This is a genomic window from Psychrobacter sp. bablab_jr014 (genome assembly GCF_016464015.1).
GTDB lineage: Bacteria > Pseudomonadota > Gammaproteobacteria > Pseudomonadales > Moraxellaceae > Psychrobacter.
Genome location: NZ_JACDXT010000024.1, coordinates 17,215 through 41,697, shown reverse-complemented (window position 1 = coordinate 41,697; position 24,483 = coordinate 17,215). Strand labels below are relative to the sequence as shown.

At 47.1% G+C, this 24,483-nt stretch carries 18 protein-coding genes; 9 read left to right on the top strand and 9 right to left on the bottom strand.

The window, feature by feature from the left end; all coding sequences use genetic code 11:
• Nucleotides 1–348: 348 nt before the first annotated feature.
• On the bottom strand, nucleotides 349–840 hold the full coding sequence (locus JIE71_RS07160) for a glutathione peroxidase (RefSeq protein WP_199508053.1): 492 nt from the start codon (nucleotides 838–840) through the stop codon (nucleotides 349–351).
• Between the two features lie 108 nt (nucleotides 841–948).
• On the bottom strand, nucleotides 949–1,377 hold the full coding sequence (gene msrB / locus JIE71_RS07155) for a peptide-methionine (R)-S-oxide reductase MsrB (RefSeq protein ID WP_199508052.1): 429 nt from the start codon (nucleotides 1,375–1,377) through the stop codon (nucleotides 949–951).
• A gap of 281 nt (nucleotides 1,378–1,658) precedes the next feature.
• On the opposite strand from msrB, the gene JIE71_RS07150 reads away from it, so the two are divergent.
• Entirely contained in the window at nucleotides 1,659–3,239 is a 1,581-nt protein-coding gene (locus JIE71_RS07150) for an aminotransferase class I/II-fold pyridoxal phosphate-dependent enzyme (protein ID WP_199508051.1), read from the top strand.
• 214 nt (nucleotides 3,240–3,453) lie between these two features.
• Here JIE71_RS07150 and JIE71_RS07145 read toward each other — a convergent pair whose 3' ends face one another.
• Together JIE71_RS07145 and JIE71_RS07140 are read right to left on the bottom strand one after the other, a co-directional pair.
• Nucleotides 3,454–5,061 (bottom strand): inorganic phosphate transporter, encoded by a 1,608-nt coding sequence (locus JIE71_RS07145; protein ID WP_199508050.1) that lies wholly within the window; start codon nucleotides 5,059–5,061, stop codon nucleotides 3,454–3,456.
• Nucleotides 5,062–5,481: 420 nt separating this feature from the next.
• Entirely contained in the window at nucleotides 5,482–7,140 is a 1,659-nt protein-coding gene (locus tag JIE71_RS07140; RefSeq protein WP_199508049.1) for an ATPase, read from the bottom strand.
• A gap of 288 nt (nucleotides 7,141–7,428) precedes the next feature.
• Between JIE71_RS07140 and JIE71_RS07135 the strand changes: the two genes are divergently transcribed.
• The 3 genes from JIE71_RS07135 (at nucleotide 7,429) to JIE71_RS07125 (ending at nucleotide 11,207) form a co-directional block, all read left to right on the top strand.
• Nucleotides 7,429–8,139, top strand: coding sequence for an FFLEELY motif protein (locus tag JIE71_RS07135; RefSeq protein WP_199508048.1), 711 nt, complete (start codon nucleotides 7,429–7,431; stop codon nucleotides 8,137–8,139).
• A 118-nt stretch (nucleotides 8,140–8,257) separates the two neighbouring features.
• Complete coding sequence (ubiE, locus tag JIE71_RS07130) at nucleotides 8,258–9,316, top strand: bifunctional demethylmenaquinone methyltransferase/2-methoxy-6-polyprenyl-1,4-benzoquinol methylase UbiE (protein WP_199508047.1); 1,059 nt, start codon at nucleotides 8,258–8,260, stop codon at nucleotides 9,314–9,316.
• 232 nt (nucleotides 9,317–9,548) lie between these two features.
• The gene (locus tag JIE71_RS07125) at nucleotides 9,549–11,207 is read left to right on the top strand and encodes an ABC1 kinase family protein (protein ID WP_199508046.1); all 1,659 of its coding nucleotides are present in this window, start codon (nucleotides 9,549–9,551) and stop codon (nucleotides 11,205–11,207) included.
• Between the two features lie 110 nt (nucleotides 11,208–11,317).
• On the opposite strand, the gene ruvB is transcribed toward JIE71_RS07125, so the two are convergent.
• Both ruvB and JIE71_RS07115 read right to left on the bottom strand, forming a co-directional pair.
• Nucleotides 11,318–12,295: a Holliday junction branch migration DNA helicase RuvB gene (ruvB, locus tag JIE71_RS07120; RefSeq protein WP_199508057.1), complete on the bottom strand. Its 978-nt coding sequence runs from the start codon at nucleotides 12,293–12,295 to the stop codon at nucleotides 11,318–11,320.
• Nucleotides 12,296–12,445: 150 nt separating this feature from the next.
• Entirely contained in the window at nucleotides 12,446–13,291 is an 846-nt protein-coding gene (locus tag JIE71_RS07115) for an AraC family transcriptional regulator (RefSeq protein ID WP_228284580.1), read from the bottom strand.
• 245 nt (nucleotides 13,292–13,536) lie between these two features.
• Between JIE71_RS07115 and JIE71_RS07110 the strand changes: the two genes are divergently transcribed.
• The 5 genes from JIE71_RS07110 to JIE71_RS07090 all read left to right on the top strand — a co-directional run bounded on the left by JIE71_RS07110 (nucleotide 13,537) and on the right by JIE71_RS07090 (nucleotide 19,817).
• The gene (locus JIE71_RS07110) at nucleotides 13,537–14,514 is read left to right on the top strand and encodes a proline racemase family protein (RefSeq protein WP_199508045.1); all 978 of its coding nucleotides are present in this window, start codon (nucleotides 13,537–13,539) and stop codon (nucleotides 14,512–14,514) included.
• A 23-nt stretch (nucleotides 14,515–14,537) separates the two neighbouring features.
• A complete protein-coding gene (locus JIE71_RS07105; RefSeq protein ID WP_199508044.1) occupies nucleotides 14,538–15,797 on the top strand; it encodes an NAD(P)/FAD-dependent oxidoreductase in 1,260 nt (419 codons plus the stop codon).
• 76 nt (nucleotides 15,798–15,873) lie between these two features.
• The gene (gene dapA, locus JIE71_RS07100; RefSeq protein ID WP_199508043.1) at nucleotides 15,874–16,740 is read left to right on the top strand and encodes a 4-hydroxy-tetrahydrodipicolinate synthase; all 867 of its coding nucleotides are present in this window, start codon (nucleotides 15,874–15,876) and stop codon (nucleotides 16,738–16,740) included.
• Nucleotides 16,741–16,832: 92 nt separating this feature from the next.
• Entirely contained in the window at nucleotides 16,833–18,308 is a 1,476-nt protein-coding gene (locus tag JIE71_RS07095; protein ID WP_199508042.1) for an aldehyde dehydrogenase, read from the top strand.
• Nucleotides 18,309–18,368: 60 nt separating this feature from the next.
• A complete protein-coding gene (locus JIE71_RS07090; protein ID WP_199508041.1) occupies nucleotides 18,369–19,817 on the top strand; it encodes an alanine/glycine:cation symporter family protein in 1,449 nt (482 codons plus the stop codon).
• Nucleotides 19,818–20,068: 251 nt separating this feature from the next.
• Here the strand turns inward: JIE71_RS07090 and JIE71_RS07085 are convergent, their stop codons facing one another.
• The 3 genes from JIE71_RS07085 to fba form a co-directional block, all read right to left on the bottom strand.
• Nucleotides 20,069–22,246, bottom strand: a complete 2,178-nt coding sequence (locus JIE71_RS07085) for a TonB-dependent siderophore receptor (protein WP_228284579.1) — start codon at nucleotides 22,244–22,246, stop codon at nucleotides 20,069–20,071.
• A 377-nt stretch (nucleotides 22,247–22,623) separates the two neighbouring features.
• Nucleotides 22,624–23,244 carry a Holliday junction branch migration protein RuvA gene (gene ruvA, locus JIE71_RS07080; protein WP_199508040.1) on the bottom strand — a complete coding sequence of 207 codons (621 nt, stop codon included), beginning with the start codon at nucleotides 23,242–23,244 and terminating at the stop codon, nucleotides 22,624–22,626.
• 71 nt (nucleotides 23,245–23,315) lie between these two features.
• Nucleotides 23,316–24,359, bottom strand: coding sequence for a class II fructose-bisphosphate aldolase (fba, locus tag JIE71_RS07075; RefSeq protein WP_199508039.1), 1,044 nt, complete (start codon nucleotides 24,357–24,359; stop codon nucleotides 23,316–23,318).
• Nucleotides 24,360–24,483: the final 124 nt, after the last annotated feature.

Genomic DNA, 24,483 nt, shown 5'->3' with positions numbered 1-24,483 from the left:
TTCTGCGTGTAAGGCAGACGCTCTACCAACTGAGCTAATCACCCTGAGCGAGGATATAGCGAAGCACTGCTTCGTCCGAGCGCAAGAGAATTTACATTTTCGTAAATTCTAAAAACTCGATAACTATATGTATCGCGAAAATCTTTAAGAGATTTTCTTAGTAAGCTATCATCAGCTGTCACACTCGATGTTAACTTAACCAGCTAGGCTTGTTTTGTTTAGCCCCTTGCTGTGGGTGTGTATTATATAGATTTACATATCCCTGTCAAACACTTTTTGCAGTTATTTTAGCCTTTTTTTAAAGTTTTTTATAAGATATTGTTTTCGCTGTGATTATTTAGCGCTACTTTATACACTTTTTTGTGCAAGCTGTGCTTCGATATCGTCAGTTAAGGCTTTTGGCTCGGTCGTTGGCGCATAACGCTCGACCACTTGACCCTCACGATTGATTAAAAACTTGCTGAAGTTCCATTTAATCGCATCCAGCAGAACGCCGCCTTTTTGTTCTTTTAGCCACTTATAGATGGGATGCGCATCGCTGCCGTTGACATCAACCTTCGCCATCATTGGAAAGCTAACCCCATAATTCTTTTGGCAAAACTGCCCAATCTCTGAGGCGTCACCCGGTTCTTGATGCCCAAACTGGTTGCAAGGAAAACCGATGATAACCAGCCCTTGGTCCTTATAGGTCTGATACAGCTGCTCTAGCCCTTCGTATTGCGGCGTCAGTCCGCATTTGCTGGCGGTATTGACGATGAGCAATACTTTGCCTTTATAGTCTGCGAATGACTGCATGCTGCCATCTAAGCGCTCGGCGTCAAACTGATAGATGTTGTCCATAATGTTTTCCTTATTATGATTATTTTAATCGTTGCTTATCACTGTGTTCTCATAGTAAACAGAGCATGCGTTTATCACACGCTCTGTTTAGCGATTAACGGCTGTTAATTATTCTTTGGCATCTGTATCCAGCTCAAGTGCTACAGAATTGATGCAGTAGCGCATGCCTGTGGTCTCGCGCGGGCCATCTGGAAAGACGTGACCCAAATGCGCACCGCAGTTGCTGCAAGTGACTTCGGTACGGCGCATGCCAAGTGAGGTGTCTAGGTGCTCGTCAATGGCGCTGTTGTCGATGGTTTGGTCAAAGCTCGGCCAGCCGCAACCTGCGTTAAACTTATTATCCGCATCAAACAGCTTTGCGCCGCAGCCTTTACAGCGATACACGCCATCATCGGTAGTATCGTTATACACGCCAGTGAATGGGCGTTCTGTGCCCTTTTCACGCATGATTTGATACTCTTCGTCGCTTAGGCGCTCTCTCCAGTCAGCATCTGTCAGTTGGGCAATTTCTTCTTTGGTCAGTTGGTTGTCTTGCATGTTGTTTCCTTAAAACTCTCAAGTATCTATGTTGGTTCAGTGTGCGCTTTTAATATGGTGATGACCAGTCTGTTTTACCAGTGTTGTGCTACGAATTGTTGATATCTGGTCACAATTCATTCATTAGGCAATTCGTTATTTATAAAATGCAAGATTTACTTGCAAAATGTAATGATTTAATAAAATTTATCAGAATACATTTGCCAAATTATTTTATTTGCAATAATATCTTGCATTTAAAACTATGATTATTACCTCATCTGCAGAGGATTTACTGTTTTATGACGGATCAGACAAGTAAAGACCGACTGGCACAGGCAGCGCGTTTGGTGCGCTTGCGCCGTGATAAGGGGCTTACGGCAGAACAGCTGGCGCAAGCGATGACCGAGGCAGGCGCTAAAGTTAGTCGAGGTGCGATTTCAAACTGGGAACGCGGCACCAATGGCATTGTGTCCTCAAAGCTGCCTACCCTTGCGCGACTCTTAGGCTGTACTGAGGGCTACCTGCTGCGCGGAGAAGACGCTGAGATTATGCCAGCTGATACACCCGCTAAGGCGTCAACAGCACCCACTATATTTGATACGTCTTCTTCATCTTTTTTATCTCAATCGGCGACAACAGGTCACGCTATGAAACCATTAACCAAATCTACCAAACTTAAAAACGTCTGCTATGACATTCGCGGCCCGCTGCTACAAACGGCGAATAAAATGGAAACCGACGGTCACCGAATTATTAAGCTCAATGTCGGCAACCCTGCACCATTTGGTTTAGAGGCGCCGCATGAGATTTTGCGTGATGTGTCAATGAATTTGACCGAAGCGACAGGCTATTCAGACTCGCAAGGCATTTTTTCGGCGCGTAAGGCAGTGTTGCAGTATTACCAATCTAAGGGCTTGCTGTCGGCGGTCGATGTGCGCGATGTATATTTGGGCAATGGCGTGTCTGAGCTGATTGTGATGACCATGCAAGCGCTGATGAATGACGGTGATGAGGTGTTGATTCCGATGCCCGATTATCCGCTATGGACGGCAGCCGCTAATTTGTCAGGCGGTACGGCGGTGCATTATCGCTGCAATGAGGACGACAACTGGCATCCTGATATTGAAGACATCAAGTCAAAAATCACGGACAAGACCAAGGGCATCGTGGTAATTAACCCAAACAATCCGACAGGCGCGCTGTACTCAAATGAGGTATTAAAACAAATCGTAGATTTGGCGGTCGAGCACAATTTGGTGATTATGGCGGATGAGATTTATGACCGCGTGCTTTATGATGATGTGGTACATACACCGATGTGTACACTGACCGATGAAGCGCTGGTACTGTCTTATAATGGCTTGTCCAAGTCGCACCGTATTGCAGGCTTTCGCGCAGGGTGGATGCTGGTCTCAGGCAAAAAAGACCACGCCAGCGACTTTATCGAAGGCTTGGACATGCTCGCCTCAATGCGCCTATGTGCCAACGCGCCTGCGCAGCACGCTATCCAAACCGCGATGGGCGGTCATCAAAGCATGCAGGAGCTGACCGCAGAGACAGGCCGCTTATACAAGCAGCGAGAAATGGCCATTTCGCGTCTCAATGCGATTAAGGGTATTTCTTGCACTAAGCCACAAGGCGCGTTTTATTGCTTTCCAAAGATGGACCCTGAAATCTACCCTGTCAAAAACGACATGCAGTTTATGATGGATTTGTTGGTTGAAGAAAAGGTCTTGATGGTACAAGGGACGGGCTTTAACTGGGACAAACCTGACCATTTTCGCGTGGTTTTCTTGCCCAATTTATTAAACCTTGAAGATGCGATGGATCGTTTGGATCGCTTTTTTGCCAAAAAACGCCAACAGTTTGGTACAGATTGATGGTCTTCTTAACACTATAAGTTTTATAAAAAAAGCGTACTCCCGATTGGCAGTACGCTTTTTTATTGTTTGTGCGGTCACATCTAAATAAACGACACAACATAATAGGTGCACTCGATTAAAGGCATTTTTCTTGCTTGCTGTGGCTGCGAAAAATACCTTTAATCTCCCTGTATCACCATTTTTAAAATGAAGACACGCCCTAGAAAGTTGATTAGAAAATCTTGTCTAAAACCACAAAGCTAATGGCAGACATGGCCGCAGCCGCTGGCAAGGTAATGACCCAAGCAAGGCCGATTGGCTTCATCAGAGCCCAGTTGGTATTTTTATTAACAATACCGATACCCAGTACCGCCCCGACTAAGGTATGCGTACTTGAGACAGGCAGACCCATAGTCGATGCGCCCATAACGACCGCAGCAGCAGCAAGCTCAGCTGAAAAGCCTGAGGCTGGGTGCATTTTGGCAAGGTTGGTACCGACGGTCTGGATGACTTCTTTACCAATAAACCAAAGACCGACAATCAGTGCCACACCAAAGGTTAACATGACTGCTGAAGGCACGGCAGCTTGTGCGGCAATGCTGTTATTACGAATCACGTCCATAATCGCTGCAAATGGTCCGACGGCGTTGGCGATGTCGTTTGAGCCGTGACTAAAAGCAAAAGCTGAGGCAGTAAAGACCTGCATCCAGCTAAACATAATAAAGGTGGCCTTGCTCAAATCTTCTTTATGCTTACCACGGATACTTTTGGTATAGATAAAGGTCGCAAGCCACACCAGTGCGCCAATCATACCCATGATTAAGAAGCCATTTAGGTTACTCAATGAGCTATTGACGTTCTTTAAGCCTTTAAATACGACTAAGGCGGTCATGACCACACCACCCCCTGCAGCAATGAGCGGTACCCATTTCTTAATCGCTTTTAGCGTGTCCAAACTGCCGCGCTCACGCTCAATGTCATATAGATTTTGATAATAGTCGGTTTCTAGGTCTTCACGCGCGCAGTCGTCGTCTTTATAGATTTCTTGATCGCGGAGCATCGCTGAAGTATACGACAGCTGGAGTGACTCAGATAGCTTGTCAAAAAATTCTTTGTGGTTTTGCTTGAGCGCTTTTTTGGCTTGTTTTAGGTCATGAATGCGCGCTTCGGTCATATCATTATAATCAATGATGTTTTTCTTAATCTGACCGTAAAGGATGTACGACAAGACACCGCCTAAAACAGGTGACAGTACCCATGAGATGGCAATTTGACCGATGGTGCCCCAATCGACAGTAGACAGCGCCATGTCGGTGCCGCCGACATAAATACCAAGGACAATCGAGCTACCAATCACACCGCCAATAATCGAGTGCGTGGTGGATACAGGCAAGCCCTTACGCGTGGCAAACAATAGCCAAAACGCCGCCGCAATCAAAGCGGAGAGCATGACGTAAATAAACTGATTGGGCGTCACAGACAGACCATCTAAGTCCACAATGCCTTTACGGATGGTGTCGGTTACCTCACCACCTGCCAGCACTGCGCCTGAGACTTCAAAAATCGCGGCAACGCCAAGTGCTTGTGGGATGGTCAGTGTCCCCGCGCCGACTGAGGTGCCGAAGGAGTTGGCAACATCATTACCACCGATGTTAAACGCCATGAAAACACCAAAGGCGGTGGCGACCACAAACAGTAATGTTTGCTGATGCAAGGTGTATCCAATACCCCACCACAAGAAGTAAATGGTCATCACAATCATAAGAATGGCAAAGAAGAGATTCACTCTCATCGAACCGACTTTTTTGATCGGTTGCGTAGAACTGCTGCTAATACCCATAGGTTGATATGCCCTGCGTCAGCTTATAAAAATAGTGCGAATAAACACCTGAGCCAATGCGCCACGCTTAGTATCAGCATGGGGTGTCGGCACAAGTGGGAATGTTGGGCATCATACCGCGGCTAGAGCGCGTCTGTCTGAATCGACTAAAAAGGTGCTAGACGCGAAATGCTAAAGCTGTCAAGAGGATGATGCGCCGCCTATTATATTAGATATGTATCTAGAATGCATGGTTCTGTGTCGATATTTACCGCCATGTTGACACATTCTAAGATAACGTTAGGTAACTGCCACGTCGATTGTACCTCGTGGCAGCCCTATTATGGTAACTTTGACACTTTTGTCAAAGACAATCGTGAGTATAACCAGTCATTTTGCATTTCATATTTTTATGACGATTCAAGCAGTTAGCGTAAACTATCAGCCATTTTGTAGCTGATTGATGGCATGCTCGAGCACTTGCAAGCGAGCGCGGCGCTTGTCGTTGGTGGCTATAATGTGCCATGGTGCAGCGTCAGTATCCGTACGCGCCAGCATATCGGCGGCAGCTTGGACGTAGTCCTCCCATTTATCGCGGTTGCGCCAATCATCATCGGTCAGCTTGTATTCTTTATGCGGTGTGTTTTTGCGGGCTTCAAAACGCTCAAGCTGGGTTTGTTTATCAATCGCTAACCAGTATTTTAAGACAACTGTACCTGACTGTACCAAGTCGGCTTCAAAACGATTGATTTCGGCATAAGCGCGCTGCCATTCGCAGTCTTTGGCAAAGCCTTCAACGCGCTCTACCAACACCCTGCCATACCATGTGCGGTCAAAAATCGCCACGCGGCTGATGCGGTCGGTACGCGCATTAGGCAGCCGCGTCCAAAAGCGCCACAGATACGGGTGCTCCAGCTCGTAATTCATAGGCGCACCGATGTTGTACACCTGATATTCACGCGGGTCGAGTGGTGCCACCAAGCGCTTAATCGCGCCGCCCTTACCTGCTGCGTCCATGCCTTCAAAAGCAAACACCACGTGCCTGTCCCCACGCGCACGTAGGAGCGCTGCCAAACGGCTTTGCTTGTCCGCCAGTTCTTGACGATAGTCGTCCTTATTCATATCAGGGTCGCCAATGTCGGTCAATACCTCAGGAATCGGCACGCATTCAAAAGCATCGCCTGTCGCATCATTACAAGGCGGCTGCTCGCTACTGACCAACGTGTGCTGCATGGCGTGCAAGACCTCATGACAAAAGCGCTGAGTGGCGCGCGCCTTATCCGTGCCGTCAATAATCACCCAGTCGCTTTGCTGCTCAATCAGGGTCGCAGCGACTTTATTAAACATTTTTAAGACCGCTTTGTCTTCCCAATCAATTTGATACAAAAATTCAGGGTCGGCATCGTCGTCATGCAGTCGGTCTTTTAAGGTATCGGCATCAATGTGAAACCAGCATTTGAGCAATTTGGTTTGATTGGCTGCCAAGTCGCGCTCAAAGGCGCTAAGGCGCGCGAGCTGCTGCTGTAGATAACTTTGCCATCTTTTTTTAAGCTCTTTTTTGGCAGACTTGTCCTTACCTTTAGACCCGCCATTATCTTTGGCTTTAGCCTCACTCATCATACGCATGACGTGATAAATCAAATCGGCATACCAGTTGCCAAAATATACCATCACTTCACCTGTACGTGGCAAAGTGTGCGTATGCGCTTGCCAAACGGGCTGTGCTGGTTGCGGCGCAGTACCGATGGTGGCTTCGACTTTGAGTAATCTTGGGTCAACCCATTCGCGCAACTGCTTGACCGCCGCGCCTTTGCCCGCCTGCTCCATGCCATTGACCAGCACCAACAAACCTGTCGGTGTGGGCGCACTTGCCGTATCGTTTTTGTGTTCGCTTTGGCGTGTGGCACGTAGGGCATATTGCGCGGTAATCAGTGCCAAGCGCAAGGCATCATCATCGAGCGCAAATTGGCTCAGTGGATTGGGCGTCAATAATGCCTCATGCACGCTGGGGAAGGTTTCGGTACTGGCTTCTGACTTTTTATTTTTCTTATTGGATGTATCGCTGTTTTTATCGTTTTTTTTCGCTTTGTCTTTTGCCATGAGCGCTGCTCCTTGATAGTTGCTCTTTATGACTGCTATTTTTGTTCTAAAAGCATAGCACTTGCGCCCGTGGCATCTTGTAACCGTTTGCATTTGTATTTGATTTGCGTTTCTTTTAAGGTGGCGGACGCTGAATAATGGTATGCTTGAACAGCACGCCACATTGCGCAAACATTTGGCGCTTATCGTGCTGCGCGAATACCAAAAAAGAATTATGGTCGTCAGTGCGTTTTTTTATTTTTTGCTCATTTTTAACATTAATTGATATTTAATAGAGGATAGCTTGTCATGGCCGCGTTGACTGAACTGCAACAACACATTACTCACTATTGGTCGCTGCCGTACCACCAAGACGAGGCACTTAATATAAAGTTAAACGAAGTACAAGCATGGCAGCGTGACCGCATTCGTAACACGCATCGCCAAATGTTTGAGCAGCCAAAAAACAAACCGATGGCAAACTATTTTTTAAATAAACTTTATGGCGGCGCAGAATTTAGCCTGCTTGCTAAGCAGCTTGAGCGTATCTTGCCAAAAACCAAAAAAATCGAAAAACTGGCAAAAGAATCGGCACTCCAAGCAGGCGGACTGGCAATTCAAGCATCCATCCTAGCGATTGAGTTGGACATGCATTTGGCCGAGTGGCTACTAAAAGAAGACTTGCCAGTTAATGATGACAATATGCTCGCCGCCTATCGCGCCGTCGATGAAGCGGACAAACGCCGTACACAAATTCGCAACCTAAAAGAAGTCTGCTACCGCACCGATAAAGATTTAAACTCATTTATGCTAAGAAAGGCATTTGCCTTAGCAAAAAGCACCGCCTATCGCCGTAACTATCAGCCTTTATATGACTTTATCGAAGCAGGCTTTGAGGCCATGAAGCCACTAAAGAGCGTGGGTACGTTTATTGACCCATTCTGCGAGCGTGAGCTGGCGCTGATTGAGCGTGTACACCAGCCGCAAGCGACCGACAGCAAAAGCGCTTTTGGTTTATAGAATAAGATACAGCTAAAAACTGGCGCAAAGATAATGCGAATGACTCTGTCATTAATCAGTTAAAACCTCTCAGTAAGCGCACTGCCCTACTGACCCACCAAAAAAAACGGATAAGATAATGAGTAACGCCACAAAAACAACGACCGACACCACCGATAACGTACAAGACAAACTGGTTCAAGACAGCTTAGATGCGCAAAAAGCACTAAACGAGCAAACCAAAGGCGCACCAAAAGCGGACGCTCCTGTTGCGCCAGCAGACAAGGTAGCTGAAAAAGATGACACGTTTACGAATGTGACCGACTTGCCAGCGGGTGCGCCACAAGGGCAACAGCAGCCACTTGCTGCACCGAGCGAAAGCCCAACCATCACCAGCCAAACCACGTTTAACCCACGTGACGACATTAACAACCCGCACACGCCAGACACCGATGGCTTAGAAGACACGCATTTTGGCTATCAAACCGTTAAAAAGTCGGAAAAACAAGCGCGCGTGGCAGACGTCTTTACCTCGGTCGCCAAAAAATACGACATCATGAATGACTTGATGTCATTCGGTATCCATCGCTTGTGGAAGCGCTATGCCATCAGCCTATCGGGCGTGCGTAAAGGTCAACACGTGCTTGATATCGCAGGCGGTACGGGCGATTTGGCAAAAGTATTCAGCCGTGAAGTCGGTCGTACAGGTCACGTTGTGCTCTCGGACATCAACGCGGCGATGCTCGAAGTCGGTCGTGAACGCCTGATTAATGCAGGCTGCAACAATGTGGACTTCGTCCTTGCCAATGCCGAAACGCTTGCGCCGTTTGAAGACAACAGCTTTGACTTGGTGACCATCAGCTTTGGTCTGCGTAACGTGACCGACAAAGACGCAGCACTGCGCGCTATGTACCGCGTATTAAAGCCAGGTGGACGCTTGCTGATTTTAGAATTTTCAAAGCCTATCTTTAAGCCATTATCAAAAGCCTATGACTTGTATTCATTCACCGCGCTGCCGTTGATGGGCAAAATCGTTGCCAACGATTCTGAGAGCTATCAGTACTTGGCAGAGTCGATTCGTATGCACCCTGACCAAAGAACGCTGAAGCAAATGATGCAGCAGGCAGGCTTTGAAAACTGTAGCTTTAATAACCTAACCGCAGGTATCGTCGCTGTACATCGCGGCTTTAAAGCGTAACGGTACAAGTATGGTTGATAGCGTCTCAAGTTGCTTAGGCTATTTTAAAAGATGTGTTAAGCAGCTATAAATTTTTAAAGACTACTCAGCTTTAAAGGTATCAATACCCAGCGATGGCAATGTCTATCGCTGGGTTTTTTATGCGTTAAAAAACGCCTGACTTCGGTAGCGGTCATTTTGGCTGGGTTCGTGCTATGATAATGCGTGTTTTTTGGCAATATGACGACTGACCATGCTCTTATCCCATCAAAAGCGCCTGCGCGAGTTGTGGCGCATTGCCGCGACCTACCGCATCGACACCCACTTACCAATCGAAGACATGCCGCAGCTTGCGCCCGTTGCGCGGCTGATTCGCTTGCATCCTGCCGCGTGGGGCAAAAAGCATCAGCAGGACGCTATCAAGTACGCGCTTGAGGACATGGGCACGCTGTTTTTAAAATTGGGTCAACTGCTCTCCACGCGCCGCGACCTTGTGCCGCCTGAGATTATCGAGCAGCTCATTAAGCTACAAGACAAGGTCAAGCCCTTTAATCCTGATACTGCCATCGCACAAATCATCGCGCCGCGTACAGGTTTGGGACAACCGCTGGATAGCTTGTTTGCTCGCTTTGATACCAAGCCCCTTGCCGCGGCTTCCATCGCACAGGTGCATACTGCGGCGCTGCCAGACGGGCGCGAAGTGGTGGTCAAGGTGGTGCGGCCTGAGATTCGGGCGACCATCGTGCGCGATTTTGAGCTGCTGCGCAATGTCGCCGATTGGGCATCGGCGCGTATTGAAGCGGCGCGTGCGGTACACATCATCACCCTTGTCGAAGACTACCGCCAAGTGATGCTCAATGAGCTGGACTTAACCATCGAGGCGGACAACACCACGCAGATGCGCAATAACTTTTTGGGCTCGCCGCTGATGTACGTGCCTGAGGTGTATCTAAGCGCCAAAAATGTCATGGTCATGGAGCGCATTCAAGGCGTGCCCATCTCGCAGACGCACGTTTTTGACGAGCTTGGCTACGACCGCGCCGCGCTGGCAGAAAAAGGGCTGACCATCTTTTTTACCCAAGTGTTCCGTGACAATTTTTTTCATGCCGACATGCATCCTGGCAATGTGTTCGTTGAGACGCCGCCACTTGCTGAGTTGAGCGCAGGCACTGCCGCACCGCTGCCGCACCCACCACGCTATATTGGACTGGACTGCGCGATTATGGGCTCGCTATCGCCTGATGACCAAATGCTGGTGGCGCGTTTGCTGCTCTCGGTGATGAATAATAACTTTGAAGCGCTCGTGACCATCGTCAGTCGCGCAGGCTGGATACCGCCCAGCGCGGACAAGCACGCCTTGCAGCGTGATATGCAGCGCAGTATCGGACCGATGCTGAACAAGCCGATTAATGAGATTGATTTTGCGGGGGTGCTCATGCAGATACTCGACATTGCGCGCAAACATCACATGACCATACCGCCGCAGCTGATGCTACTGCTCAAGACGTTGGTACACGTTGAGGGACTCGGGCGCGACCTCTACCCCGCGCTTGATATTTGGTCACTTGCCAAGCCCATTATTAACGATTGGGTACACACCCAGCTCGACCCCAAACGCAAACTCAAACAACTGCGCGCCCAGCTGCCTGAGCTGCTACTCTCTAGCGCTGAGCTGCCCAAATTGCTCGATAAAAGCGTGCAAAGCCTCGCGGCTCAAGGCGCTCGCCAAGACCAACAAATAAGAGAAATCCAGCAAATACGTGCCGATATGCTCAACACGCGCCGCAATGATTGGCTGGCGCTCGCCGTCTTTGCCATCGCTATCGCCGCCGCCATACAGATTGATGGTTGGGTATCACTCATCTTTTACGCGCTTGCCCTCATCGTGGTGGTCATTCGTCTGATGCCATAAGTTAAATTGAAAAAGCCGCAATGTTTAGATAAAAAAAGGCTTACCCTAAATGGTAAGCCTTTTTTTCATGTCATAAATGTCTTTAAAAAGTTATCTTATTTGAAAAACCATTAGATTTGGTCAATCGCCATTTGCGTCAACACCCGACCGCGTGCGGTACGCAGCACGTAACCCTGTTGAATCAAATACGGCTCAATGACGTCTTCCAGCGTACCTCTATCCTCTGCCATCGCAGCGGCGACCGCTTCCACACCCGCAGGACCGCCATCAAAACGCTCGTGCAAAATCTCAATATAGCGTCTGTCCAAATGATCGAGTCCGCGTCTATCCACCGCGAGCATATCGAGCGCACTACTGGCAATCTCGCCTGTCACGTGACCATCACTTTTGACCTCGGCATAGTCACGCACACGGCGCAACAGGCGGTTGGCGATACGTGGTGTCCCGCGCGCACGGCGGGCAATCTCCACCGCGCCCTCTTCACTCATCGACACACCCATCAGACGCGCAGCACGACGGACAATCGTGGTCAAATCCGCCACACTATAAAACTCAAGGCGCTGCACAATACCAAAACGATCGCGCAGTGGTGAGGTCAACAATCCCGCACGCGTGGTCGCCGCCACCAAGGTAAAGGGCGGCAAGTCAAGCTTAATCGAGCGCGCCGCTGGACCTTCACCAATCATGATATCGAGCTGAAAATCCTCCATCGCAGGATAGAGAATTTCCTCAATCACAGGACTTAAGCGATGAATCTCATCAATAAACAGCACATCGCCTTCTTCAAGATTGGTCAGCATCGCCGCCAAATCGCCCGCACGCTCCAGCACAGGACCTGAGGTTGAGCGCAGATTGCCGCCCATCTCGCGCGCAATGATATTGGCAAGTGTGGTTTTACCCAGCCCAGGCGGTCCAAATATCAGCGTATGATCGAGCGCCTCATCACGAGCGCGCGCCGCGCCAACAAAGACCTCCATCTGCTCACGCACCACAGGCTGACCGATATATTCAGCCAGTAATGCAGGGCGAATATTGCTGTCAGGGGCATCAATGGCAGTTTCGTTGGGATTGATCAGGCGGTCTTGCATCATAATATATACATCATCTTGGGTTATCATCAGCGCTGCTATCAGCAATAGACAGCATACCCAATGCCGCGTACAAAGTCATGCAAAAAGGTAACCTGTCGCCATCAGCGGTAAAGATAAGCGACAATGAATGTCGTCACTCAAATACAGCTAACTGCAATGTACACGACGAAACTGTGTCGGCGACATGCCTGTAAATTGCTTAAATTGACGACTGAATGCGCTATGGTCATTATAACCACATTTGAGCGCAATGCGCGTTATACTCATTTCTGGTGCTGCTAGTAAGGTGATAGCGTATTCTAAACGCAGTTTTTGTACCAATTGTGAGGGCGATATATTAAGTACTGATTTGAACGTGCGCTCTAGCTGCGACACACTCAGACTGGCCAGCTCAGCCAAATCGGCTATAGCAATTCTGGTGTCTAAATGGGCGCGGACGAACGTAACAACTTCTGCCAAACGCGCATGTTTTCGTAAAATACGTTCATCATCATCATCAATATCTACGGATATACCTACCATAGCTACAATACGCCCATTAATATCATAAATAGGCAGCTTATTTGTGATACACCAACCAAGCTTACCTGATGCATAACTGTGCAGTTCCAGATTATCCACAACTGATTTGCCTTGCGCTAATACGCGCTTATCTTGCAGCGTATATTCTTTACCTTGACGATGTAAAAACATCTGCTCAGAGGTAAATCCGACAATATCGTCATGCTTTTGCAAGTTACACCGCTTTAATAAGGTTTTATTAGCAATTTGATATTGTGCTTGGCTATTCTTAACAAAAAAAACGACGTTGGGTAGCGTGTTAAGAAGCGGTAGCAGTAAAGACACGCTACCGACAAATGCATCTTTATCTACAGGTCGATAACTATTGCACTGCCACTGCTTTTGCAATGTGTCCGCTAATGTGGCTGCTGTACTGTCCTCTGTAAACTGCGTCTGCATATTCTCTCCCGACTCCATGTCACGTTTTGCCAAAATGTAGACCGCTACTTGGTATTCTTAGCACGCCGATTTTATACCCAACCTTCTAGTGTACGCCAAACCATTGTGCTGAAATGCGCATTTTTTCTTTGGAAAATCACAAGACTCGCCTTATTAAAAAGCCCATTCTATAGACAGACCTCAATGCTGAGCGGTTGAAAACTGTTTTGGGCGGCTGATTTGTCAGCGCCAAAAATCATCGTATTGCTGCTTTTTAAGGATGAATAGGAATATCGGTCATGGACAACACACTTTTTAATTTTGCCATTATTGACTCGCATACAGGCGGTGAACCAACCCGCATGGTATATGACGGATTTCCTAAATTACTTGGTAAAACCTTAAAAGACAAACTGCATGATTTCCGTACACGCTATGATCATTTACGCCAAAGCATTATTTTAGAGCCGCGTGGGAATGATGTTCTTGTTGGCGCATTGTTGCTGGCACCCACTCATCCAAAAGCCACTGCTGCAGTCATCTTTTTTAACAATACAGGCTACTTAGGCATGTGTGGTCATGGCACAATTGGTGTCATTGCCTCAATGGCCTACCAAAATAAAATTACAGCAGGTGTGCATTGGTTAGAGACGCCTGTTGGTTTGGTTAAAGCCACCTTGCATCCAGACGGCAGTTGTAGTGTACAAAACATTCCCGCCTATCGCTACAAAAAACAAGTAGCTGTAATAGTGCCTGAAATAGGTACGGTATATGGCGACATTGCATGGGGTGGTAACTGGTTTTTCTTAGTCAGTGATCACAGCTATCGCATTGCGGTGGACAACGTGCAAACCTTGACTCAAGCTTGCGTGAGTATTAAGCGCGCCTTAGTAGCCGCCAATATCACTGGCAAAGATGGTGAAGAAATAGACCATATTGAACTTTTTGCAGACAGTGATACCCCAAATGTTGACAGTCAAAACTTTGTACTGTGCCCAGGCGCGGCCTATGATCGCTCACCTTGTGGTACAGGCACAAGCGCCAAGCTGGCTTGTCTGGCTGCAGATGGTCGCCTCGCACCAGGGCAACCTTGGCATCAACAAAGCGTGGTCGGTAGCGTGTTCGTTGGTAGATATCAGCCATTACATGACAGCGGTGACGTTAATTACCCAAAAAATACCATTGTTCCTACCATTTGTGGTCACGCGCATGTCTGCGCACAAACCAACCTTATCGTACAGACAGACGATCCATTTAAATGGGGCATTACCGCTTAATCGCGGTTTTAGGAGCAGGGCTTATGTCGATTTCAGAGCTACATATCATCGGTGGCGGCATTATTGGCTTAACAACAGCAGTGATGCTACAAGCGCGCGGTGTCCAAGTTACACTGATAGATGCTAATGACATTGGTCAAGGCGCATCTATTGGCAATGCTGGTCATTTGGCAACAGAACAAGTCTTTCCTATTGCTGATGCCAGTATTTTGCGCCATATCCCAGCGATGCTACTTAATCCTACAGGTGCGCTGCGACTGGATTGGCGTTACCTACCACAACTGATGCCATGGGCAATACAGCTGCTGTTGAATATGCGCGCTGTGCCTTTTGATACCAGTCACCAAGCGCTCTTACGTCTTAATCAAGACAGTCTTAAAGCGTGGCAGCAGTTTGCAAACACATGGCATTTAAATGACTGGGTTGAAGTCAAAGGCTCACTACTGACGGTCGAAAAGCAGCGAAGCATTGATGCTTTAACCCATCATGGTAAGCGCTTAAACGATATCGGTGTTAGCAATCAACTGCTGTCACAACAGCAGCTTTTGGAACGTGAACCTACACTACAAAATAATCAGCTTGCTGCATTGTTCTTCCCTGATACGGGCCATGTGACCAATCTTAACGCGATGATTGCACAGCTTACGCATAGCTTTCGACAGCTAGGTGGGACGGTAAGAACGCACTGCCGTGTCGAGCATATTGTGCGTAGGGGCGATGGTTTTAAACTTGTCACCAATCAGAACACAATGATGGCTAATAAAGTCATGTTGGCAGCAGGCGCTCACTCTAAGACTTTGGCAAAAGAGTTGACTGGCATCTCAGTGCCACTGGACACGGAACGGGGTTATCACTTGATGCTACCCAATGTGACGCAGCGACTTTCTATTCCTGTTTCGAGTATGGACAGACGCTTTATTATGACGCCAATGGAGCAAGGTTTACGCTTAGCAGGCACTGTAGAGTACGCAGGCCTTAACGCGCCAGCCAATATGCGCCGCGCACAGATGCTACATCAGTTGGCACAACCGATGTTACGCGCACCTTTAGATATGACTGACGCGGCGCAGTGGATGGGATTTCGTCCTTCAACGGCAGACTCTTTACCAGTTATCGATCGCATTGACAATGTATTTTTGAATTTTGGGCATCAGCATTTGGGACTGACGCAAGCGGTGGTCAGTGCGCAAATGATAACGCACGACTATTTTAATGAAGTACATACGATTGACCCAACACCCTATCGCTTAAGTCGTTTCGTCAAGTCGTCTTCGCTTAACTAATCACGTAAACAATCTATCGTCCTCACACTGGTTCAATAGAAAAGCAAAACCAATCTTTTACTACAAGGATATATGTATGAATATCAATGGCATCTTAGTTCCCATCGTAACCCCTTTCACAGCTGACAATGCAGTGGATACCCAAACGTTAACTGCTCTGGTTGAGGCGTTTATTGATAAGGGCGTGACAGGTATTGTCGCGTGTGGCACAACTGGAGAGTATTACACTTTTTCATCACAAGAGCGTGAGCTGGTAATGACGACTATCGCTAAGGCAGCTAAAGGTAAGCTGACACTTATCGCAGGTATCAACAGTCTATCCACTGACCATTCAATTGAGTTTGCTGCTCAAGCCAAAGCACTAGGCTATGACGGCTTAATGCTGTCTGCACCCCCTTATAGTTTGCCTGAACAAGACGGCATCATCGCGCATTTTGAAAAAGTCGCTGATGCCAGTGACCTACCTATCATTATGTATAACTTTCCTGCCCGTGTCGGCGTCAGTATTGAGTTTGATACTGTGGCTCATTTATCCAAGCATCCAAACATTATCGGTGTCAAAGAAAGTAGCGGTGACTTTAGCCACGCGCTGCGAATGTTACAAGCCAACTTTGCAAACTTTGAGGTGGTTTGTGGCTGTGATGACCAGCCTGTTGACTTTTTCTTTTGGGGTGCTAAAAGCTGGATAGCAGGGGCAGCAAACGTTTTTCCAGAGGAGCAAGTGGCACTGTTTAATGCTACACAACAAGGCGACTGGGATACTGCAAAGCAAATTATGAGCCGTATTTACCCTGCCATTCATTCTATGGAAGCTGGCAATTATAACCAAAAAGCTAAGGCAGGCTGTTTAAAAGGTGGCATGGATGTTGGTTCAGTGCGTGTGCCCTTAACCAAGATGACGAAAGAAGAACAAACGGCATTTTTTGATTTATTACCCAAGTAATTAATACACCTAGTTTTTTCTTATGCCATGACTAAAGCCAGCGGTGAACATAGCAACATCATTGCCCCCGCTGAATGACAAGGAAGCATCTAATGAGTTTGACAAAAGAGCAAGTATTCGAACAAGCCAAGCAACAAAAAACATGGGCAGGACATCTGATAGCTGACAGCAATATTTCTCAAAATACGATAGACAATCGCACGCCGATTGATGACAGCATCATCGGTAAAATTGCCGCAGGTACTGCACAAGATGTTGACGCCGCAGTTAAGGTCGCTCGCGCTGGGTTTGAAAGTGGTGCATGGCGACGCATGACCCCTGCAGAACGTAAAACCATCATGCAGCGCTGGGCGGCTCTTATGCAAGCGCACTTAGAAGAGCTGGCTGCTTTGGACTGTATTGATGCAGGAAAACCGATTACAGAATGCCTAAATACCGACATGCCCGCCACTATTGAAACCTTTGAATGGTACGCCGAAGCGGCTGACAAAGTTTTTGGAAAAATTGCACCTACAGGCCTTGGCATGATTGTTCAAGAGCCTATTGGGGTGGTCGGTACAGTGTTACCTTGGAACTTTCCTGCGCAAATGTATGCTTGGAAGGTCGCCCCTGCTCTCATCACAGGCAACTCTGTCATCGTTAAACCTGCCGAACTGACGTCACTATCTGCCTATCGCATGACCGAGCTTGCTTATGAGGCAGGTGTACCAAAAGATGCCTTGCAGATGGTTTGTGGTCTTGGTGAAGCGGTAGGCGCGGCATTAGGGCAACATATGGATGTAGATATGGTGTCCTTTACAGGCTCAACTGAGGTCGGTCGTCTGTTTTTAGAGTACGCCGCTAAGAGCAACTTAAAAGAGATAGTTTTAGAATGTGGCGGCAAAAGCCCGCAAATTGTCTTCGATGACGCGCTCCTCAATGACGATACTATCGACAATATACTCTCTGCTGCTTTTTGGAATATGAGCGAAAACTGTAGCTGCGGTTCACGCTTATTAGTCCATAGCAGTCAAAAGCAAGAACTACTCGATAAGTTAAAAGCAGGGCTTAAAAACTGGAAAGTAGGCTCTCCTTATGACCCAGATACTGCTATTGGCCCTATGATTGAAAAAGCCCATTTTGACAAAGTGACTCATTATTTAGAAGTCGCGAAACAAGAAGGTGCGACGCTGGTTGTGGGCGGTAACATACACAACACTCTAGGCAGCGGCTGGTACATTGAGCCAACGATTTTCGATCACGTCAGTGCTGATATGATGCTGTTTCAAGAAGAAGTATTCGGCCCCCTACTGGCAGTCACCACGTTTGAATCCGAAGATGAGGCAATCAAAATGGCTAATGATACGCAATACGGACTCGCCGCATCATTTTATACCCAAAACATTCATCGCGCTTATCGCGTCGCTACTGCCATTCGAGCTGGTACCGTATCTATCAATGGTTTTTCAGAGGGTGATATCACTACCCCATTTGGTGGCTATAAGCAGTCAGGATTTGGTGGTCGTGATAACGGTCTAGAAGCCTTGGCACAATACACACAAACCAAAACCATCTGGCTGGCCAACTAATATAATTTTGGTACGGCGTCTTGGGTAATTACGGAACAACACTTACAAGGAGGTAAGGCTATGGAAGCATTCATTAATAGCATCGTTGGTTATATCTGGAGTGACGTACTGGTGTATCTGGCACTAGGTGTCGGTATCTACTTTACGGTTATGACACGTGGCGTACAGTTTCGTTATTTAAAACAGATGGTCGCCCTACTGTTTGATAAACAGACGTCTACCCAAGGCATCAGCTCATTTCAAGCTTTTAGTATGGCATTGTCAGGCCGTATTGGTGTGGGTAATATCGCGGGCGTGGCCACAGCCATTGCTGCGGGTGGCCCTGGTGCGGTATTCTGGATGGTGGTTATGGGCTTGCTCGGGGGCGCAAGTGCTTTTATCGAATCCACATTAGCACAGGTTTATAAGCATACTGTAGAAGGGCAATATCGTGGCGGCTCGCCATTTTATATAGAACGTGGTTTAAAAATGAAACCCTTCGCTATCTTGGTTGCAACCGTTACCTGCTTATCTTATGGCGTACTGGTACCCGGGGTACAAGCCAATACCATTGCTGACTCGTTCAATACCGCATTTGGACTCTCGCCCTTGATTACGGGTGTTACTATCGTTGCGTTACTGGCCTTTATTATCTTTGGTGGTATCAAGCGCATTGCCAGTTTTGCAGGTTTGGTCGTGCCATTTATGGCGGTAGGCTATATTGCATTAATGGTCATTGTGCTTATTATCAATGCGTCAAGCATACCCGCGATGTTTGCACTTATCTTCAAAAGCGCTTTTGGCATGGATGCTGTCTTTGGTGGTATTGTTGGTACAGCTATTGCGTGGGGTATACGCCGCGCTGTCTTTTCAAACGTCGCTGGTGCTGGTGAAGCGACTTTTAGCTCAGCTGCTGCCGAAGTATCCCACCCTGCCAAACAAGGGCTGGTCCAAAGTTTTTCTATCTATATTGATACCGTTTTTGTTTGTACCGCTACAGCACTGATGATTCTATCTACAGGTATGTATAATGTTATTCCAGAGACGGGAACGGCGCTTGTTGAAAACATGCCAGGTGTTGAAGCAGGTACAGCGTTTACACAAGCGGCAGTATCTACTGTATTTAGTCAATACGGTAGTGGCTTTGTAGCTATCGCTATTTTCCTTTTTGCCTTTACTTGTCTGATTGCTTATTACTATATTGCTGAGACCACATTGGTCTACCTAGACAGTAAGCTGCGTTATCCAGTATTAAAGCCGATTTTAAAAGTCATATTCTTAATCATTTGTTTAATGGGTAGCATTCAATCTGCAGGCATGATGTGGGCGCTTGGTGACATTGGCTTTGGTAGTATGTGTTATCTGAACTTTATTGCTATTATCTTATTAAGTAAAATCGCACTTAAAGTCCTTAAAGACTACGATGAGCAAATGAAAGCAGGTCTTAATCCTATATTTGACCCTAGAAAAGTAGGTATTGAAAATGCTGACTTTTGGATAGCATACAGCGATGAACATAGTGATAAGTAATATAAGCACTTGTCACTGAGTTTAATACATTAAAAATGGCTGCACATCGGCAGCCATTTTTAGTGCGTATCATCACCGAGATAGCGAGACTTAAAATGAGATAAACCCTCATCAAACAAAGAAACAGTTACAAAAAATATAGAGATCTTTGTAAAATTTCTGGCAATGCTTGGCAAGATTTACCTCACTTTCATCATCATTTAAATAAGAACACGCCCTAATAACAGGCGTCAGTTAGCAAGCGGAAAAAATTAAAAACGAGCTTTTAAACTAACAGACATTTCACGCTCAGGTCCCATCCAGCAGTTATTAACGTCATAGCAAGCACCGACATAGGTTTTGTCAAAAAGGTTGTTCACACTTGCGCCTAACGTGAGCATCGGATTGATCTGATAACTACCGCCGACATCGACTAACGTCACACTTGGTAGCTCATCTGAATTTTGTTTGTCTAACTGCATCCCACCTTCATAGCGAACACCCGCATTCAAAGTTAGCTTGTCTGTAGCGTAATAGTCTGCCCATAGCGTGGCTTTATGTTTGGCTGTTTGTGCAGGGGTATTACCAACGACATCAGGATTAAATTCATCCTCTGTGATCTCAGCATCGGTATAGCTATAGCTTGCGGCTACATCTACCCAGTCGTTTAACATATGACTGGCTGAAACTTCAAAGCCCTTTGACGTAATCTCCCCTGTTTGTGTTTGACTTCTATAATTAATTTCATCAGCTACGACGACGTTTTTTTGTGTGATATCAAATACAGCCAACGTCCCTTGAGTCGCACGATCTGGTGACAGATATTTAATGCCCGCTTCTAATTGATCGGCGGTGGTTGGTTTAAATGGTTCATTGGTAATAAAGTTACTGCCAACTACAGGCTGAAACGACTCTGAGTAGCTCACAAATGGAGATAGGCCGTTATTAAAGTCGTAGATGGCGGCCAGACGACCGCTGGTCTCTGAGGCATCATTATCGATCGTTTGTGCATCGTACACCGCGCCTTGCGCGGCTTTGGTCTGCTCAGTGATACTCTCAAACTTATCGTGACGCAAGCCTGCGACCACGGTCAAATCTTGCCACTGCATCTCATCTTGTACATAGAGCCCAAGCTGGCTTTGCTCGATGTCTTCGTCTTGACGATAGGTATCTAGTGGCAGCGTAGCCTTATTTATTTGTGAGAAGTCTGGATTAGATAGGTCAAGGTTTGGCGTACCCGCTGCGCCCGCATCATAGTAAGTCGCGGCGCTGTCGGTCTCTTGATATTCAATACCAAACAGTAAATTGTGTGAGGTATTGGCCGTATCAAACTTATAGGCCAGTTGATTGTCTGTGCTCCAATTACTCATACTTTCATCAGTAGTATAGGCAATACGATTCAATATTTTATCACTACCACTCACCAATCCGCTGTTATACATGTTGCGCTGCTGCGCCTCGGCATCGGTATAACGCAAAATATGTTTAAAGGTCAACTGATCATTAATGTCCCAGTTTACCGTGACACTAGGCATAAATACTTCTTTACTAAATTTATTCCATTCATCACCTGCATAAGCATAACTATCCAGCTTACCGTAGCTGGCGTTATATACTGTACCGACAGCTGGTAATGGTGTTGACGGCACCATTTCAGGGTCATCTTGGTAATAGATATTGGCAAGTACAGAAACATTATCCGTCGCCTGCCACTTTAATGATGGATTTATTAATAAGCGCTCTTCTTCTGTCGTTTGCATTTGACCATCTTTTTGGCGTTTTAGCGCCACAAATCGGTAGTCTAAGTTGTCCGCAATAGGTCCTGTACTGTCTACGGCGACTTCTTTTAAATTTTGATTGCCTAGACGCAGCTGTACTTCATGCTCTGGTATGCTCTTGGGTGTTTTGGCAATTTGGTTTACCATGCCTCCAGGCGACGCGTAACCATATAACGATGATGCCGAGCCTTTTACCACCTCTACTGCTTCAGTGGCGTAAACGTCTACTTGGGGCATAAGATTCCACGCACCATCATAAGGCAACCGTAAACCTTCATAAAAATTAGAATAAGTCTTAAATCCGCGAATGTTATATTCATCAAAAACAGATACTGTACCGCGGCTCTCAGAGCTTATGCCAGGCTCATAACGCAAAGCAGCATTGACACTGTCCGCCTGTCTTTTTTGTAGTAATTCTTGGTCAATTCGGGTATAGCTCATCGGCGCTTCATTGGGGTTCAATGCTGTCTTTGTGCCTGTACTGCGGTAACCATCTGCATAAACGACGATAGTATCCAACGTGGTTGATGGTGAGGTCGTTTGATCAACCTGTGTACCAGTAGAAGCTTCTGCAGCATAAGCAGTATGACTTATACCCATCATGAGGCCAATATGTACAGCTATAGTGAGATGTTTCTTTTGCATTAAGTGTTTGCTTTGCTGAGACCGCATGTTCTTTCCTTGTTAATCAAAATAAACTAGGGCGTGCCCCTAATTCAAGCGTTTATAACTAAATGGGGACACGCCCTAAAACCAACATACCTTACAAGCATGTTTAATTTTTGATAATAATAACATTAATGATTATAATTATCATTAATAAATAACAATCAGTCATTTTAACGTAAGATTGATAAAGATTGAGATTTGTAGGATTACAGGAAGTTTTTATTTTTAAAAATGGGATAAAGATAGATTAAAAATGCTGACTTTTGGATAGCATACAGCGATGAACATCGTGATAAGTAATATAAGCACTTGTCACTGAGTTTAATGCATTAAAAATGGCTGCACATCGGCAGCCATTTTTAGTTAGAAAAACGAAAATATCAAAAGCTCGACAGTTGCCGCAAGGTCGCTTTGAGCAAGCTTTGCGTGTCCTCAAAGTCATCTGACTGACCACGCGCCGCTTTAATCGCTTGCTGCGCTTCTTTTTCCTTATAACCAAGGCTAATCAGCGCGCCTTCGACCTCAGCATTGATACTGCTGTCGCTACTGACGGCGTGCTCGGTATATTCAGGCATACCTGCACTGCCCGCCACTTCGATATTTTTAAGCTTGTCTTTTAGCTCAATCAGCAGGCGCTGGGCGGTCTTTTTGCCAATACCTGGAATACGTGTCAGTGCAGCCTCCGAGCCTTGTTCGACCTGCGCCTTTAGCTCTGCCGCAGACATGGCTGAGAGCATTGCGAGTGCCATTTTTGCGCCCACGCCATTGATTTTAATCAGCTGACGGAACACATCGCGTTCACTACGACTCATAAAACCGTAGAGCAGCTGGGCATCTTCGCGCACATGGTGATGCGTCCAAATGCGCGCATCGTGCTCCAATTGCAGCTGGCAAAATGACGGCAGCGGCAGCTCAATATCATAGCCGACCCCAGAGCTGGTCAAGACGCAGGCGCTGGGGGCGCTTAAATGTATGACTTGCCCGCAAATCAGTCCAATCATGGTCTTACCCTCTCCTTTGTCGAAGTGCTATTGAGTACCGCCACACAGAATAATGACAGCTTTAGCTTGACTTATTTACCTTCGTAAAATGCGACCATGCCTTCTAGGCTAATCGGACGGATTTTGCTGGCTTGACCTGCTGAACCAAAGGCTTCAAAACGGTTGGTGCAGATGTCAGACATCGCTTGCATTGAGGCTTTAAAGTATTTACGTGGGTCAAATTCGCTCGGGTTGTGCGCCAAGTACTGACGAATTGCGCCAGTCGATGCCAAGCGCAGGTCGGTGTCGATGTTGACTTTACGCACACCGTGCTTGATGGCTTCGACGATTTGCTCAACAGGTACACCGTAAGTTTCGCCAATCTCACCGCCAAACTCGTTAATCACTTTTAGCCATTCTTGCGGCACTGATGACGAGCCATGCATGACCAAGTGGGTGTTTGGGATACGCGCATGGATTTCTTTGACGCGCTCGATAGAGAGGATGTCGCCTGTCGGTGGACGGGTGAATTTGTACGCGCCGTGGCTGGTACCGATGGCGATAGCAAGGGCATCGACATTGGTGTCATTTACGAACTGCTCCGCTTCATCAGCGCTGGTCAATAGCTGGGTGTGGTCAAGTACGCCCTCTGCGCCAATACCGTCTTCTTCGCCTGCCATACCCGTTTCTAGACTGCCTAGGCAGCCGATTTCGCCTTCAACAGACACGCCGCATGCGTGTGCCATCTTGACCACTTCGCGAGTCACACTGGCGTTATAGTCATAGTCCATTGGGGTTTTGCCGTCTGTACCAAGCGAGCCATCCATCATGACCGATGAAAAGCCAAGCTGGATTGAGCGTTGGCAAACGGCTGGCGATGTGCCGTGGTCTTGGTGCATCACGACAGGAATATGTGGCCACTCTTCAATAGCGGCGATGATTAGATGACGCAAAAATGCCGAACCTGCATAGTTACGCGCGCCCGCACTGGCCTGTACGATAACGGGTGAGTCACAAGCGTCTGCCGCCATCATGATGGCACGCATTTGCTCTAGGTTGTTGACGTTAAAGGCAGGCACGCCATAGTTGTGTTCAGCCGCGTGGTCTAACAGTTGACGCAAGGAGATTAAAGCCATAAATCGCTCTCTGGTTGATATAAAAAAGTTATGGTGCGCGCGCAAATCTTGGGCGCTCATCATCAGGCGCAGATTATAACAAAAATCAGCACGCTCTCGCAGCTTTACGCCATTATTTCTCAAA

Coding starts and splice junctions, on each gene's coding strand:
- dapA (WP_199508043.1), top strand. CDS start 15,874: ATGAATATCAATGGCATCTTAGTTCCCATCGTAACCCCTTTCACAGCT.
- JIE71_RS07125 (WP_199508046.1), top strand. CDS start 9,549: ATGCTCTTATCCCATCAAAAGCGCCTGCGCGAGTTGTGGCGCATTGCC.
- msrB (WP_199508052.1), bottom strand. CDS start 1,377: ATGCAAGACAACCAACTGACCAAAGAAGAAATTGCCCAACTGACAGAT.
- JIE71_RS07135 (WP_199508048.1), top strand. CDS start 7,429: ATGGCCGCGTTGACTGAACTGCAACAACACATTACTCACTATTGGTCG.
- JIE71_RS07150 (WP_199508051.1), top strand. CDS start 1,659: ATGACGGATCAGACAAGTAAAGACCGACTGGCACAGGCAGCGCGTTTG.
- JIE71_RS07090 (WP_199508041.1), top strand. CDS start 18,369: ATGGAAGCATTCATTAATAGCATCGTTGGTTATATCTGGAGTGACGTA.
- JIE71_RS07105 (WP_199508044.1), top strand. CDS start 14,538: ATGTCGATTTCAGAGCTACATATCATCGGTGGCGGCATTATTGGCTTA.
- fba (WP_199508039.1), bottom strand. CDS start 24,359: ATGGCTTTAATCTCCTTGCGTCAACTGTTAGACCACGCGGCTGAACAC.
- JIE71_RS07095 (WP_199508042.1), top strand. CDS start 16,833: ATGAGTTTGACAAAAGAGCAAGTATTCGAACAAGCCAAGCAACAAAAA.
- JIE71_RS07140 (WP_199508049.1), bottom strand. CDS start 7,140: ATGGCAAAAGACAAAGCGAAAAAAAACGATAAAAACAGCGATACATCC.
- ruvB (WP_199508057.1), bottom strand. CDS start 12,295: ATGCAAGACCGCCTGATCAATCCCAACGAAACTGCCATTGATGCCCCT.
- JIE71_RS07085 (WP_228284579.1), bottom strand. CDS start 22,246: ATGCGGTCTCAGCAAAGCAAACACTTAATGCAAAAGAAACATCTCACT.
- ruvA (WP_199508040.1), bottom strand. CDS start 23,244: ATGATTGGACTGATTTGCGGGCAAGTCATACATTTAAGCGCCCCCAGC.
- JIE71_RS07110 (WP_199508045.1), top strand. CDS start 13,537: ATGGACAACACACTTTTTAATTTTGCCATTATTGACTCGCATACAGGC.
- ubiE (WP_199508047.1), top strand. CDS start 8,258: ATGAGTAACGCCACAAAAACAACGACCGACACCACCGATAACGTACAA.
- JIE71_RS07160 (WP_199508053.1), bottom strand. CDS start 840: ATGGACAACATCTATCAGTTTGACGCCGAGCGCTTAGATGGCAGCATG.
- JIE71_RS07145 (WP_199508050.1), bottom strand. CDS start 5,061: ATGGGTATTAGCAGCAGTTCTACGCAACCGATCAAAAAAGTCGGTTCG.